The following is a 13,567-nucleotide window of genomic DNA, read 5'->3' as shown; positions in this document are numbered from 1 at the left end:
TGCCTACTCTTCACGTCCTTCACCCCTGCACTGCCATGCCCCACGCCTACATCTGCGACGCCATCCGCACCCCGTTCGGCCGCTACGGCGGCGCGTTGGCCTCGGTGCGCACCGATGACCTCGGCGCGGTGCCCCTTGCCGCCTTGATGGCCCGCCACCCCGGGGTGGACTGGGCCGCGGTGGACGACGTGATCTACGGCTGTGCCAACCAGGCCGGCGAAGACAACCGCAACGTGGCCCGCATGTCGGCCCTGCTTGCGGGGCTGCCGCTGGAAGTGCCGGGCAGCACCATCAACCGGCTGTGCGGGTCGGGGCTGGACGCGGTGGGCAGCGCGGCACGCGCCATTCGCAGCGGCGAAGCCGGCCTGATGATCGCTGGCGGCGTGGAGAGCATGAGCCGCGCGCCCTTCGTGATGGGCAAGGCCGAGACGGCCTTCAGCCGCGCCGCCACACTGCACGACACCACCATCGGCTGGCGCTTCGTCAACCCGCTGATGCAGGCCCGCCATGGGGTCGACTCGATGCCCGAGACCGCCGAGCATGTCGCCGCCGAGCACGGCATTGCGCGCGAGGATCAGGACCGCCTGGCCCTCGCCTCGCAGAACCGGGCCCTGGCGGCCCGGCAGGCCGGCTTCTTCGAGGCCGAGATCACACCGGTGCTCATCCCCCAGAAGCAGGGCGAGCCGCTGCAGGTGCTGCAGGACGAACACCCCCGCGCCACCTCGCTCGAAGCGCTGGCCCGGCTCAAGCCGGTGGTGCGGCCCGGTGGCAGCGTCACGGCCGGCAATGCCTCGGGCGTCAATGACGGCGCCTGTGCCCTGCTGCTGGCCGACGAAACCACGGCCGCCCGCCACGGCCTGCTGCCGCGCGCGCGGGTGGTGGGGATGGCCACCGCCGGTCTGGCACCGCGCATCATGGGCATGGGCCCGGTGCCGGCGACCCGCAAGGTGTTGGCGCAGACCGGCCTCGGCCTGGCGGACATGGACGTGATCGAGCTGAACGAGGCCTTCGCCGCGCAGGCGCTGGCGGTGCTGCGGGCACTCGGCCTGGCCGACGACGATCCGCGCGTCAATCCCAACGGCGGTGCCATCGCGCTGGGCCATCCGCTCGGCGCCTCCGGTGCACGGCTGGCCACCACCGCTGTCAACCAGCTACAGCGCAGCGGCGGCCGCTACGCGCTGTGCACCATGTGCATCGGCGTGGGCCAGGGCATTGCGCTGGTGCTGGAGCGGGTCTGACCGAAGGCGTCCGACAAGGTCTTGAGCCCCGGGGCATGGCGGGCCCATTCGTCCTTGCCCCTTCCGGCTTTGCCAGCTGTAGAGATCTTCAGGATGGGAAACTCCCAGGCGTTTCAATGATCCTGCTGTCGTCGCAATGACAGCCGAGCGCCACCGTGGTCCCTAGCATCAGGCCGCCCATCACCGATGGGCTGCGTCACCCTCAGATGCCAGGAGCTGCACGATGTCTTCCTTTCCGACTCGTCCTGGCGGCCGGCCCGACCGCGCCCGCCGTCGCCTGCTGACCCTGGGCAGCGCCGCGCTGGCGAGCAGCCTCGGCGCCGCACGCATCCAGGCCCAGCCGGGCACCGTGCTGCGGTTGTGCCAGTCGGCCGCGCTGACCGGGCCACTGTCCGACCTGGGCCTGGCGGTGCACCATGGTGCCAAGGCCTGCTTCGACGCGCTCAACGCGCAAGGCGGTGTGCACGGCGCCCGCATCGACCTGGTGGTCCGGGACGACGGCTACGACACGCGGCGCTCGCAGGACAACCTCCAGGCCTTCATGGCCGACCCCGACCTGTTCGCGCTGTTCAGCTGCCTCGGCACGCCGATGGTGGAGGCGGCCCTGCCCCTGTTGCGCAACACGGACCTGCCCTACTTCACCCCTTTCAGCGGCGCCCAGGTGGCTCGGCCCAAGGACTTCGACAACGTGTTCAACGTGCGCGCGAGCTATGCCGAGGAGACCGAGCAGCTGGTGCAGCACATCTCCACCGTCGGCCCGCGGCGCATTGCGCTGGTGTGCCAGCACAACAGCTTCGGCAAGGAAGTGGCGGCCGCCGCCCAGGCCGCCCTGGCCAAGCGCGGCCTCACTGCCTTGACGATCACGCCGGTGCAGAGCGACGGCCAGGGCGCGGAGCAGGCCGCCCAGGCCGTCGCCACGGCCCAGCCCGAAGCGGTGCTGATGGCGCTGGCCGGCAAACCGACGGTCGACTTCGTGAAGAACATGCGAGCGCTGCGCCGCGGCTTGCCGCTGTATGCACTCTCGGTGCTGGGCGCGGCCAGCACACTGGCCGCGCTGGGGCACGACGCGGTGGGCATCACCGTGACGCAGGTGGTACCGCCGCCCACCAACCCGATGCTGCCGGTGGTGCGTGACTTCCTGCAGGCCTGGCGCTGGCTGGGCACGCCGATGGACCCATCCCACATGGCACTCGAAGGCTATGTCAACGCGCGCGTCTTCGTCGAGGCGCTGCGCCGCGCCGGCCGCAACCCGAGCCGGCAGGACTTCATCACCGCGGCCTGGAGCCTGAAGCGGCTCGACCTCGGCGGCTTCCTGGTCCACTTCTCGGGACCGGGCAGCAATGCCAGCCACTTTGTCGACCTGACCATGGTCGGCCGCGGTGGCCGCTTCATCCGCTGACGGACGGTCCGTGGGCCAGCATGAACTCGCGCAGCAGCCGCTCGAAGGCGGCCGGCTGCTCCAGCACGCTGATATGCGAGGCGCCCTCCATCAGTTCCAGGCGTGCCCCCGGGATCGCCGCCGCAATCGCTTCGGACATCGACGGCGGCGCCCCGGCGTCCAGCGCGCCGGCCAGTACCAGCGTGGGGCACTTCAGGCCCGGCAGTTCGGCACGCCAGTCCACCGCGGCCACCGCATGGCAGCAGCCGAGGTAGCCCACCGGGTCGGTGGCCAGCAGGGTGGCACGGGCACGGGCTGCCACCTCCGGCTGGCCGGCCAGGAAGCCGGCATGGAAGTACCGCGCCATCACCGCCTCCGCGACGGCGGCCAGGCCGCCCTGGCGCACCGCATCGATGCGCTGCTGCCAGGCGTCGCGCGCGGCCGGCGGATAGCAGGCGGTCGAGTTCGCGACCACCAATGCCTGCACCAGCTCCGGATGGCGCGCCGCCAGGCCCAGGCCGACCATGCCGCCCATCGACAGGCCGACCCACAGCACCGGCCCGCGGCCCCATTCGCGCACCACCCGGGCCGCATCAGCCACCAGCTGGTCCATGGCATAGGGGCCGGCCGGCACGGCGGAGCGGCCGTGCCCGCGATGGTCGTAGCGCAGCACCTCGCAGTCGCCGGCCAGCGAGCTGGCCAGAGGGTCCCACATGTGGGAATCGAGTCCCAGCGCGTGGCTCAGCACCACTGGCCGTCCCTGGCCCTGCCGCAACAGGTGCAGCTGCGGCGTGCTGAAGGTGCGGTGCACCTCGGCGCGCCACGGGGCCGCCAGCGGCATCGGGGCCAGTGCCACGCCAAGGTCGCGGAGCACGCGCACCGCCCGGCTGAAGGCGGTGTTGGCCGCCGGCACGCCGCAATAGATGGCCGACTGCAACAAGGCCTCCTTGATCTCGTCGAGTGCCAGGCCGTGCTGCACCGCTGCGCGCACATGCAGGTCGAATTCCTCCCAGCGGCCCTGTGCCAGGGTCATCGCCAGCACCAGCAGCCGCCGGGTGCGATGGTCCAGCCCGGGCCGGCCCCAGATGTCCAGCCAGGCGTGGCGGGTGATCAGCTCCTGGAATTCGGCATTGAAGCTGTTGGCGTTCTCCAGCGAACGCTGCACCCAGTCGTCGCCAAGCACTTCGCGGCGGTGGACGAGGCCGCGGTCGAAGTCGTCCTGGTGGTCGTTCATGTCGAGGGTCGGTGGTCGTGATGCCAAGGGAGCCCGTTGCTTCAGCACGAGGGCGTCGTGTTGGCCGCCGGATCGCCGCGCAACGCCTGCAATTGGGCGCGGGCAATCGCGGCGGCCGGCGCAGTGGCGGCCGGCAGCTCGAACAAGGCAGCCACCTGTTCCGCGGTGGTGATGCCCCGCAAGGCGGGCTCGGACTGCACCGCCTCGATCACCACCTCGCGCAGGTGCCGGCGCTGCGCCACGGCCTGCTGCGACAGCCGCTCCAGCCAGCCATGGGCCGCCGCCCGGCCCAGCCCGGGCGCGAGGTGCATCGACACCGCCTCGGTGAACACCAGGCCCTGCAGGGCGTCGATGTTCTTGCGCATGCGGCAGGCATCCACCTGCAGGCCCTGAGCAGCATCAGCCATGGCCTTCAGTGCCCCGTGGGCGGAGATGAAGAGGCCGGCCCACTCGGCCAGCTCGGCCTGCCAGTTGCCGAGGCCGCGCTCGTGCTCCTGCGGCATGGCCGCCAGCAGCGCCGCGACCCGCTGCGGCGCCCGCAGCGCTGCCGCCAGCGCCACCATCGACGCCACCGGATTGCGCTTGTGCGGCATGGCGGTGGAGCCCCCGCGGCCGCTGGCGGCCGGCTCGGCGACCTCGGCGATCTCGGCCTGCGACAGCAGGGACAGGTCACGGGCCAGCTTGCCCAGCGCGCCACACAAGACGCCCACCTCGGCGCCCAGCGCCACCCACTCATCGCGTTGGGTGTGCCACGCCATGGCGGGGCGCGGCAGCTGCAGCAGCGCGGCGACCCGGGTCGCCACCGCATGGGCCGGCGCGCCCATCGCCGACAGGGTGCCTACCGCGCCGCCCAGTTGGAGGCACAGGGCCCGGCCAGCGGCTTCACGCAGTCGGTGGCGGCAGCGCTGCAAGGGAGCGGCCCAGCCCAGCACCTTGTAGCCGAAGGTCACCACTTGCGCCGGCTGCATCAGCGTGCGGCCGAGCACCGGGGTATCGAGATGGGCTTCGGCGAGGGCAAGCAAGGCTTCGGTCAGCCGGGCCAGATCGCGGTCCAGCAGGGCCAGCGCGCGGCGCGTCAGCAGCACCAGGCCGGTGTCGACCACATCCTGGCTGGTACTGCCCCAGTGCACATAGCCGGCCGCCTGTCGATCGAACAGGGCCACCGTCTCGGTGAGCTTGTTCACCAGCGGAATGGCGAGGCTGCCGGCCCGTCCGCTCTCCGCGACGATGGCACCGACGTCGTACAGCTCTGCCTTGCAGACACTGGCGATGGTCTGGGCAGCGCCGGCCGGCAGCAGGCCTTCGGCGGCCTGGGCCCCGGCCAGCGCCGCTTCGAAGTCCATCATGGCCTGCAGCACCGATGCTTCGCCGAAGACCTCCAGCATTTCGGGCGTCGAGAGGAATCCTTCAAAGACGAATGCGGACATCGAGCGGACAGGGGTGAAGATTCGGGCAGAAAGGATGACCGCCGCGCCGGCCCGAAAAACGGCGGGCGGTGCAGCGACCCGGGTTCGCCCACCAGCCGGCGCACGCAGCGCATGGCTGCCGTTCGAAGAGCCGGCCGTGCGGACACGGACACGGGCGCGGCGGCAGCCCCGCACGCTCGGGCACGACATTCACGAACACGCCGCCCCGCTTTCCATTGCAGCCGCCGGAAACGCACGGCTGCATGCCGGGGCGAAGCACGCGACGAACGCATCCAGACAGGTCTTGCAGACTCATTCCGGACAAGCGGGTGTGGCCGCGGAAGCAAATGCAGAGACGCACCGTCTTGTGCGCATGTCGCACGTTTGTGTGTCATACGAACGGATCGCCGAATCTAGGCTATATTGCCCGGCGCAACAAGCGGTTTTCCCAAGCAGTAAGACCGGACTTCACGCTGCGGTGCCAGCACCGCGCGAGTGGCAGAAGGATGGGGTGGGGGTGGCAACGATGGATACCCAGGACACGGCATTCACGGTTCAGAAGCGTGATTTCATTGCCGGACTTGAAAAGGGCCTCGCCGTGATCGAGGCCTTCGATCAGCAGCAGTCGCGTCTGTCGATGACAGAGGTGGCCCAGCGCACCGGCTTGACCCGGGCCGCCGCGCGGCGCTACCTGCTGACCCTGACGCAGCTGGGCTACGTCTGCTACGACGGCCGCATGTTCTCGCTCGCCCCCAAGGTGCTGCGCCTGGGCCAGTCCTACATGCACTCGGCACGGCTGCCCCGCATCGTCCATCCGCAACTGCACAAGCTGGCCCATGCACTGCAGGAAGCGTCCTCGGCCGGCGTGCTGGACGCGAGCGACGTGCTCTGCGTGGCGGCCACCACGGCGGGCCGGGTGGTCTCCGCCACGCTGCAACCTGGCACCCGGGTGCCCGCCTACTGCACCGCCAATGGCCGCGTGCTGCTGGCCGCGCTGCCGCAGGAGAAGGTCGACGCCTGGCTGGAGCAGCAGACCCTGCAAGCCCTCACGCCCTACACCCTGACCAACAAGGACCGGCTGCGCATCGAGATCGCGCGTGCCCGGGCCCTGGGCTACGCCACCGTGGACCAGGAGCTGGAAGCCGGGCTGCGCACGCTCTCCGTGCCGCTGAAGAACCTGCGCGGCGACACGGTGGCCGCACTCAATGTCAGCGTGCATGCCGCCCGCATGTCGATCACCGACCTCCAGGAGCGCTGCCTGCCGGCCCTGCTGCAGGCGCAAGCGCAGATCCGCAACCTGCTGTGAAAACACGCGGCGGCACCCGCGAGCCTGCCGTCGTCAGCAGGCAGCCGCCTCGCTGACCGCTCAGCAGCTGCTCAGTTGCTGCTCAGCTGCTGCTCAGTAGCCGCTCCGTGGCCGCTCAGTGCGTGGCCATTTGCTGCAGGCTGCGATGCACGAAGGTGAAGTTCTGGCCCTCGATCCAGAAGATCGAGTAGCCCGCCCCCTGTAGCCGGCGCACCGCCTGCCGGATGGCGTTGAGCCGCTCCTCGGTGGGGTAGCTGAATTCATCGAACTCCACCAGGAGCACGCCCACCTCGATGCCGTCTTCGAGCAGGGTGTCGAGCACCGCGATCTCGGCACCTTCGATGTCGAGCTTGAGCAGCGTCAGGCGCTGATGGCGGTTCTCCTGCAGCACCTGCTTCAGGCGTTGGGTCGGGACCTCGATGGACTGGCTGGTGCTTTGCAGGTTGGTGAGGCTGTAGGACACGTGCTCGCTGTCCTGCGGCGCGAAGAACTGCAGCACCCCTTCGCTGGTCCAGATGCCGATCGGGTGAAAGGTGTAGGCGTCGATGCCGCGGGTCTTCTCGGTCACGTAGGCGATGGAGCGGGGCGTCGGGTCGAAGCCGTGCACTTCGCAACCGTAGCGCTCGACCAGGGCGAGGTCGAAGGAGATGTCCTCGCCGCAACCGACGCAGTAGCAGACGGCCCCGGGCCGCAGAGCGTCTTCGGGCACCACCCACCCGCCGTATTCGGTGCCCAGCCGCACCTTGCGGGTGCTGTTGGACCAGGTGCGCAGGTAGTCGGGGAAAACCCCCGCCTTGAGCGCATTGCGCGAGCTTTTGAGGTGCGCGATGGAACTCTTCGGCAGAACGAGCTTCACGGCGGATCGAAGTGCGGACATCGGAGCGGCCTTTGCGAAGGAAGTGGCGTTCTTGCCGGGGGTGTCCCGGCGACGTCCCCTCAGGCTAGGCGCACTTTCCCATTTCGACAAAGCCAAATTGGCAGCAAGTGCAACAGGCAGCCCCTGCGGAGTTGCCCACGGAGAGTGGGCACGGCGGGGATCGGGGGGCTGCCGAGCGGCCTCATTGCCAGCAAGCCCACATCGGAATGCCTACCATGCGCCGACCTCCGCTGAACGACGACAAGGACACCCGATGCAAGAGATCGACCTGTTGATTGCCGGCACCGACCGCCCCGCTCGAAGCGGCGCGCGCTTCGAGCGCCGCAACCCCCTGACGGGCGCGCTCGCCACCCGCGCCGCGGCGGCCGATGCGGCCGATGCGCGGGCAGCGGCCGATGCGGCTGCCGCGGCCTTCCCTGCCTGGTCCGAACTGGGGCCGGTGGCCCGGCGCGGCCTGCTGCTGCGCGCCGCCGAGCGACTGGAGGCGCGCAGCGGCGAGTTCACCGCAATGATGGCGGCGGAGACCGGCGCCACCCCCGGATGGGCCGGCTTCAATTGCCGGCTCGCCGCCGACATGCTGCGCGAGGCGGCATCGATGACCACCCAGATCACCGGTGAGCTGATCCCCTCCGAAGTGCCGGGGCTCACCGCCATGGGCCAGCGCCAGCCGGTGGGCGTGGTTCTCGGCATCGCGCCATGGAACGCACCGGTCATCCTCGGCACCCGCGCACTGGCCATGCCGCTGGCTTGCGGCAACACCGTGGTGCTGAAGTCGTCCGAGTTGTGCCCCGGCACCCACCGGCTGATCGGCAGCGTGCTGCTGGACGCCGGCCTGCCCCCCGGCGTGGTGAACGTGGTGAGCCATGCGCCCCAGGATGCGGCCGTGGTGGTCGACGCACTCATCGCCCACCCGGCGGTCCGGCGCATCAATTTCACCGGATCCTCGCGGGTGGGTCGCCTCATCGCGGTGAAGGCCGCCGAGCACCTCAAGCCGGTGCTGCTGGAGCTGGGCGGCAAGGCACCGCTGGTGGTGCTGGACGATGCCGACCTGCCGGCCGCGGTGGATGCGGCCGCCTTCGGCGCCTTCATGAACCAGGGCCAGATCTGCATGTCCACCGAGCGCATCGTGGTGGACCAGGCGGTGGCCGACGACTTCGTGCAGCGGCTGGCGGCCAAGGCCGCCTCGCTCACGGTGGGCGATCCGGCGGACGGGCGCTCGGTCCTGGGCCCGCTGGCCGACCCGGCCGGCGCGGCTCGGCTGCAGGCCCTGGTGGACGACGCGCGGCAGCACGGTGCCCGCCTGGTGGCCGGCGGCAGCATCGATGGCGCACTGGTCAGCGCCCACGTGCTGGACCGCGTGACGCCGGCCATGCGCATCTACCACGAGGAATCGTTCGGCCCCATGGCGGCGGTGGTGCGGGTGGCCGGCGTGGAGGAAGCGGTGCAGGTGGCCAATGACACCGAATACGGCCTGTCGGCGGCGGTGTTCGGTCGCGACATCAACCGCGCGCTGGCAGTCGCACGCCGCATCCAGTCTGGCATCTGCCATGTCAACGGACCCACGGTGCACGATGAAGCGCAAATGCCGTTCGGCGGTATGAAGGCCTCGGGTTATGGACGCTTCGGCGGCAAGGCAGCGATTGCCGAGTTCACCGAGCTGCGCTGGATCACCGTGCAGGCAGGGGAGCGGCACTATCCCTTCTGACCCGCGGGCGGCGGCCCGCTCCGGGGAGCGGCGCCCAGGCCGTGGTCAGCTGCCTCGTTTCGGGGCAGCGTTATGAAATTTTCGAATGCGAACTGCCAAAAGCGGCAAGGATGGGCGGCCTTTGTCTTTCTAGAATTTTTCACACTGTGCCCGCAACGGGTGCAGTGAAAAATCAAAGACAACGGAGACCTCCATGACAAGACGCATTCTGCGCATCCTCGCGCGCGGCGCACTCGCGGCCGCCTGTTTCTCCACCGCGGCCGGCGCCTTGGCCCAGGCCACCAAGCCGCGGGTGGTGATCGTCGCCACCGGCGGCACCATCGCGGGCGCCGGCGCCTCTGCCACCCACAGCGCGACCTACCAGGCGGCCAAGGTACCGGTCGACAAGCTCATCGCCGGCGTGCCCGAGCTGTCGCAGGTGGCCGAGGTGCGCGGCGAGCAGGCCTTCCAGATCGCCTCGGAAAGCTTCACCAATGAACAGCTCGTCACGCTGGCCAAGCGCGTGTCGGCACTGAGCAAGGACCCGCAGGTCGATGGCGTGGTGATCACCCACGGCACCGACACGCTGGAGGAAACCTCGTTCTTCCTGAACCTCGTGCTCAAGACCGACAAGCCGGTGGTGCTGGTGGGCTCCATGCGGCCGGGCACCTCGATGTCGGCCGACGGCATGCTGAACCTCTACAACGCCGTGGTGGTGGCCGGCAGCACCGACGCGCGTGGCAAGGGCACGCTGGTGGTGATGAACGACCAGATCCACTCCGGCCGCGACGTCACCAAGCGCATCAACATCCAGACCAGCGCCTTCTCCAGCCAGTGGGGCCCGCTGGGCATGGTGGTGGAAGGCAGGACCTACTGGTTCCGGGCGCCCGCCAAGCCGCACACCCGGCAGACCGAGTTCGACATCGACCAGCTTGGCAGCCTGCCACCGGTCTACGTGGTCTACGGCACCGGCAGCATGACCCCCGAGCTGTACACCGCCGCAGCCAAGGCCGGGGCCAAGGCCATCGTGCATGCCGGCACCGGCAACGGATCGGTGCCCGGCTATGCGGTGGACACGCTGAAGGCACTGCGGGCGCAAGGCCTGCAGGTGGTGCGCTCGTCCCGCGTGGGCGACGGCTTCGTGCTGCGCAACTCGGAGCAGCCGGACGACAAGTACGACTGGGTCGTGGCCCACGACCTGAACCCGCAGAAGGCCAAGATCCTTGCCGCGCTGGCGCTCACCCGCAGCAACGACAGCAAGGAGCTGCAGCGGATGTTCTGGCAATACTGAGCGGACGCGCAAGTCGGCCGGCGCCGGGGAAGCAGGCGATGCGCCTGCGGTCGCCGCTGCCAGGCCTAGGCGCCGAGCACGGGAGCGGCAGGCTCAAGGGGTCCTCACCCGGGACCGCGGTCATGCGGCCGGTCCCCGCCCCCGCCGCCGGCTTTCCCGGCCCGGGCCCCCAGCTACCACCGTGCCGGTCCGTTCCTCAGGCAGCCGTCGCCGCAGCGGCAGCCTCCTGGCAGGCATCGCCCTGCCCCACCTCGATGCCCAGCGCGCTGGCGCGCTGGCGCAGCGCCGGCGTGTCCAGGCCGCGCACCGCGAGCTGGAAGCCGCGCGCCTCGCCCAGGATGCGCAGCGCGGCCACATAGCCCTTGGCCTGCACGGCCGGGGCGCCGTCCTCCGCCAGCAGCTCGGCATCGAGCACCAGCAGGTCGGGCGCCGCCTCCAGCAGCGGCAGCAGGCCCAGGCGGGCGGCCGGCGGCAGATCCAGACCCAGGCGCACGCCGAGCCGATGCAGCGGCTGCCATTCGCTGGCCGGCATCGCGGCGGAAGCGGCCAGCTCGGCCGGCCCTTGAAGCCGCAGCTGTGCGGCCGGCAGCCCGCTGTCGGCCAGCGCGGCGCGCAAGCGCCCGATGCGCCCGGCCCGCGCGGCGCTGCCCGGGGCCAGGCGCACCGTCAGCGGCAGGGCCGGCCGGCCTTCGAGGCGCCAGGCCGCGGCCTGCCTGCCGGCCTGCAGCACCATGGCGCGTTCCAGGGCTTCGGCCAGGCCCATCTCTTCGGCCACCGCCAGCACCGCTGCAAGGTCCTCCGGCACCGCCTGGCCCGGCCGGCGCAACTGCAATTCCATGCCCACCAGCCGGCCGCTGTCGAGGGCCAGCTGCGGCTGCCAGTGCACCAGGCTGTCCAGGCGCGAGGCATCGGCCGCCCAGTCCTTCAACTCGCGCTCCAGCGCCAGCTGCGCCTGCAGCTGGCGCTGCCGGGCCGGCGCATGGAAGCAGCAGGCGTTCTTGCCGCCCTTCTTGGCCTGGTACATCGCGGTGTCGGCCTGCTTCACCAGCGATGCGCCGTCGACACCATCCTCGGGAAACACCGCCACGCCGATGCTGGCGCTGACGCGGTGCTGCCTTTCGCCGTCGGGCACTGGCTCGGCCGCACACTCGATGAGCTTGCGGGCGACGCGGGTCGCATGGCGGCTGTCGTGCAAGTCTTCGATCAGGACCACGAACTCGTCGCCGCCGACCCGGGCCACCAGGTCGCTCTCGCGCAGGCTGGCCCTGAAGCGCTGCGCCAAGGTGGTCAGCACCCGATCACCGGCATCGTGCCCGCAGCCGTCGTTGACCTGCTTGAAACCGTCGAGATCGATGAACAACACGGCCAGCGGCCGGCCATGGCGCCTGGCGCGCCGCAAGGCCGCATCCAGCGCGCGTTGCAGTGAGGCACGGGTGGGCAGGCCGGTCAGCTCGTCATCGGCGCCAGACGGTGCGCGTTCGGCCTGCCGCTGCCAGTCTCGCTGAGCCTCCACCAGGCCGGCCACCTGCCGGACCAGCTGCCGGCGCGCCGCCGCCAGACGGCGAAACGCCAGCAGGCTGCCGATGGCCAGCACCGCCACCACCCCGCCGGCGCTGGCCCAGGCCAGGCGCACCTGGTGGGCCGACAGGCGTTGCAACTCGAGCCCCAGCGCGAAGTCGGCCTGGATCTCCGGCGGGCTGCTGAAGAGCGTCGCCGTGTCGGCCATCAACCACACCTCACGGCCGTGCACCGGCAGTTCCAGGCGCTGGTCCTGCGCCACGTTCTTCGTGTCGCCGCGGTGCAGGATGAAGAGGAAGGAGCTCGCCCCGGGCTGCAGCGGCACATCGAAGTAGATGCCGTAGGCGTCCAGGCCGGCGGGCTCCATGGGCTGCTGCCAGGTCACTGCACGGCGCAGGGCCAGCGCCTCGCCCCACACATGCAGCCCCCAGCCGGCATAGTCGTGCTGCGGCCGGTGGAAGTGCAGGCGCACCGTGTGCGGCGGCACCCCGGCCGGCGCTGCAGCGGCGGGCAGCAGCGCTGCGAGCAGGCACAGCCCGGCCAGCAGCCCGGCGATCCAGCGCCACGCCCGGGCGGAGCCGGCCAGTAGCTGCGCCAGCACGAGATGGCCGGCGGCCGTGCAGGCAGCGACAAGGCCGGGAATGGAAGGGGGGCGCTGGTTCATGGTTGGCTGCAGTGGGCCCCGCCGTCAGGGGCGGCCCGGCCTTGCGCCGATCCGCCACCGCGCCCGCCCGGAAGCCGAGGGCAGCCGGCGCATTGCCTGAAGGCGACCGGCGCCACCAAAAACTAAAGGGCCCGCAGGCCCTTTTCGTGAAGCAGGGCCGCGGCCCCAGCGCAGCAGGTCCGGCAGGCCCCGCCTCGCGGCAGCCCTGCCGGTCACGCGCTCAGTGCTGCAGGATCTTCGACAGGAATTCCTTGGCACGCGGCGAGCGGGCCTCGGGGTTGCCGAAGAACTCTTCCTTCTTGCAGTCCTCGATGATCTTGCCCTGGTCCATGAAGATCACCCGGTGGCTGACCTTGCGCGCGAAGCCCATTTCGTGGGTGACGCACATCATCGTCATGCCTTCCTGGGCGAGCTGCACCATCACGTCCAGCACTTCACCAACCATCTCGGGGTCGAGCGCCGAGGTGGGTTCGTCGAACAGCATCACGATCGGGTCCATGCTGAGCGCCCGGGCAATCGCCACGCGCTGCTGCTGGCCGCCGGAAAGCTGGCCGGGGAACTTGTCCTTGTGCGCCGACAGGCCCACCCGGTCCAGGTACTTCAGGCCCTTGCTCATCGCCTCGCTCTTGCTGCGGCCCAGCACCTTCATCTGCGCGAGCGTGAGGTTCTCGGTCACGCTCAGGTGCGGGAACAGCTCGAAGTGCTGGAACACCATGCCCACCCGCGAACGCAGCTTGGGCAGGTTGGTCTTCGGGTTGCCGACCGAGACGCCCTCGACCAGGATGTCGCCCTTCTGGAAGGGCTCCAGCGCGTTGACGGTCTTGATGAGCGTGGACTTGCCCGAACCCGACGGCCCGCAGACCACCACCACTTCGCCCTTCTGGACGCTGGTGGTGCAGTCGGTCAGCACCTGGAACGATCCGTACCACTTGCTGACGTTCTTGATTTCGATCATTGCCGACATGTTGTCG

The 13,567-nt window shown here is 70.4% G+C and carries 10 protein-coding genes; 5 read left to right on the top strand and 5 right to left on the bottom strand.

All coding sequences use genetic code 11. The annotated features are described in order from the left end of the window. The first annotated feature begins 35 nt into the window (after positions 1 to 35). Together pcaF and N7L95_RS19460 are read left to right on the top strand one after the other, a co-directional pair. Positions 36 to 1,238: a 3-oxoadipyl-CoA thiolase gene (pcaF, locus tag N7L95_RS19465; RefSeq protein ID WP_301256907.1), complete on the top strand. Its 1,203-nt coding sequence runs from the start codon at positions 36 to 38 to the stop codon at positions 1,236 to 1,238. Between the two features lie 223 nt (positions 1,239 to 1,461). Next, positions 1,462 to 2,637, top strand: coding sequence for an ABC transporter substrate-binding protein (locus tag N7L95_RS19460; RefSeq protein ID WP_301256906.1), 1,176 nt, complete (start codon positions 1,462 to 1,464; stop codon positions 2,635 to 2,637). Here the strand turns inward: N7L95_RS19460 and pcaCD are convergent. Both pcaCD and pcaB read right to left on the bottom strand, forming a co-directional pair. Continuing rightward, a complete protein-coding gene (pcaCD, locus tag N7L95_RS19455) occupies positions 2,627 to 3,850 on the bottom strand; it encodes a bifunctional 4-carboxymuconolactone decarboxylase/3-oxoadipate enol-lactonase PcaCD (protein ID WP_301256905.1) in 1,224 nt (407 codons plus the stop codon). The genes N7L95_RS19460 and pcaCD overlap by 11 nt on opposite strands. 41 nt (positions 3,851 to 3,891) lie before the next feature. Next, positions 3,892 to 5,277 carry a 3-carboxy-cis,cis-muconate cycloisomerase gene (gene pcaB / locus N7L95_RS19450; protein ID WP_301256904.1) on the bottom strand — a complete coding sequence of 462 codons (1,386 nt, stop codon included), beginning with the start codon at positions 5,275 to 5,277 and terminating at the stop codon, positions 3,892 to 3,894. A gap of 505 nt (positions 5,278 to 5,782) precedes the next feature. Between pcaB and N7L95_RS19445 the strand changes: the two genes are divergently transcribed. Beyond that, on the top strand, positions 5,783 to 6,562 hold the full coding sequence (locus N7L95_RS19445) for an IclR family transcriptional regulator domain-containing protein (RefSeq protein ID WP_301260188.1): 780 nt from the start codon (positions 5,783 to 5,785) through the stop codon (positions 6,560 to 6,562). Between the two features lie 115 nt (positions 6,563 to 6,677). Here the strand turns inward: N7L95_RS19445 and N7L95_RS19440 are convergent, their stop codons facing one another. After that, entirely contained in the window at positions 6,678 to 7,418 is a 741-nt protein-coding gene (locus N7L95_RS19440; protein ID WP_301256903.1) for an FkbM family methyltransferase, read from the bottom strand. A 274-nt stretch (positions 7,419 to 7,692) separates the two neighbouring features. Here N7L95_RS19440 and N7L95_RS19435 point away from each other — a divergent pair, with 274 nt between their 5' ends. Both N7L95_RS19435 and N7L95_RS19430 read left to right on the top strand, forming a co-directional pair. After that, positions 7,693 to 9,144, top strand: coding sequence for an aldehyde dehydrogenase (locus N7L95_RS19435; RefSeq protein ID WP_301256902.1), 1,452 nt, complete (start codon positions 7,693 to 7,695; stop codon positions 9,142 to 9,144). A 193-nt stretch (positions 9,145 to 9,337) separates the two neighbouring features. Continuing rightward, the gene (locus tag N7L95_RS19430) at positions 9,338 to 10,414 is read left to right on the top strand and encodes a type II asparaginase (protein WP_301256901.1); all 1,077 of its coding nucleotides are present in this window, start codon (positions 9,338 to 9,340) and stop codon (positions 10,412 to 10,414) included. Between the two features lie 196 nt (positions 10,415 to 10,610). On the opposite strand, the gene N7L95_RS19425 is transcribed toward N7L95_RS19430, so the two are convergent. Together N7L95_RS19425 and N7L95_RS19420 are read right to left on the bottom strand one after the other, a co-directional pair. Then, on the bottom strand, positions 10,611 to 12,596 hold the full coding sequence (locus N7L95_RS19425) for a putative bifunctional diguanylate cyclase/phosphodiesterase (protein WP_301256900.1): 1,986 nt from the start codon (positions 12,594 to 12,596) through the stop codon (positions 10,611 to 10,613). Between the two features lie 220 nt (positions 12,597 to 12,816). Beyond that, positions 12,817 to 13,551: an amino acid ABC transporter ATP-binding protein gene (locus N7L95_RS19420; protein WP_301260187.1), complete on the bottom strand. Its 735-nt coding sequence runs from the start codon at positions 13,549 to 13,551 to the stop codon at positions 12,817 to 12,819. Between the last annotated feature and the right edge of the window lie 16 nt (positions 13,552 to 13,567).

Source organism: Eleftheria terrae, assembly GCF_030419005.1.
GTDB classification, from domain to species: Bacteria; Pseudomonadota; Gammaproteobacteria; order Burkholderiales; family Burkholderiaceae_C; genus Caldimonas; species Caldimonas terrae.
Note: the sequence above shows the minus strand (reverse complement) of the source record. Positions and strands in the feature narration are given on the sequence as shown.

What these genes read in the sequence shown, in the direction of transcription:
- N7L95_RS19460 (WP_301256906.1), top strand. Translation starts at nt 1,462, where the DNA reads ATGTCTTCCTTTCCGACTCGTCCTGGCGGCCGGCCCGACCGCGCCCGC.
- pcaB (WP_301256904.1), bottom strand. Translation starts at nt 5,277, where the DNA reads ATGTCCGCATTCGTCTTTGAAGGATTCCTCTCGACGCCCGAAATGCTG.
- N7L95_RS19445 (WP_301260188.1), top strand. Translation starts at nt 5,783, where the DNA reads ATGGATACCCAGGACACGGCATTCACGGTTCAGAAGCGTGATTTCATT.
- N7L95_RS19420 (WP_301260187.1), bottom strand. Translation starts at nt 13,551, where the DNA reads ATGATCGAAATCAAGAACGTCAGCAAGTGGTACGGATCGTTCCAGGTG.
- pcaF (WP_301256907.1), top strand. Translation starts at nt 36, where the DNA reads ATGCCCCACGCCTACATCTGCGACGCCATCCGCACCCCGTTCGGCCGC.
- pcaCD (WP_301256905.1), bottom strand. Translation starts at nt 3,850, where the DNA reads ATGAACGACCACCAGGACGACTTCGACCGCGGCCTCGTCCACCGCCGC.
- N7L95_RS19425 (WP_301256900.1), bottom strand. Translation starts at nt 12,596, where the DNA reads ATGAACCAGCGCCCCCCTTCCATTCCCGGCCTTGTCGCTGCCTGCACG.
- N7L95_RS19435 (WP_301256902.1), top strand. Translation starts at nt 7,693, where the DNA reads ATGCAAGAGATCGACCTGTTGATTGCCGGCACCGACCGCCCCGCTCGA.
- N7L95_RS19430 (WP_301256901.1), top strand. Translation starts at nt 9,338, where the DNA reads ATGACAAGACGCATTCTGCGCATCCTCGCGCGCGGCGCACTCGCGGCC.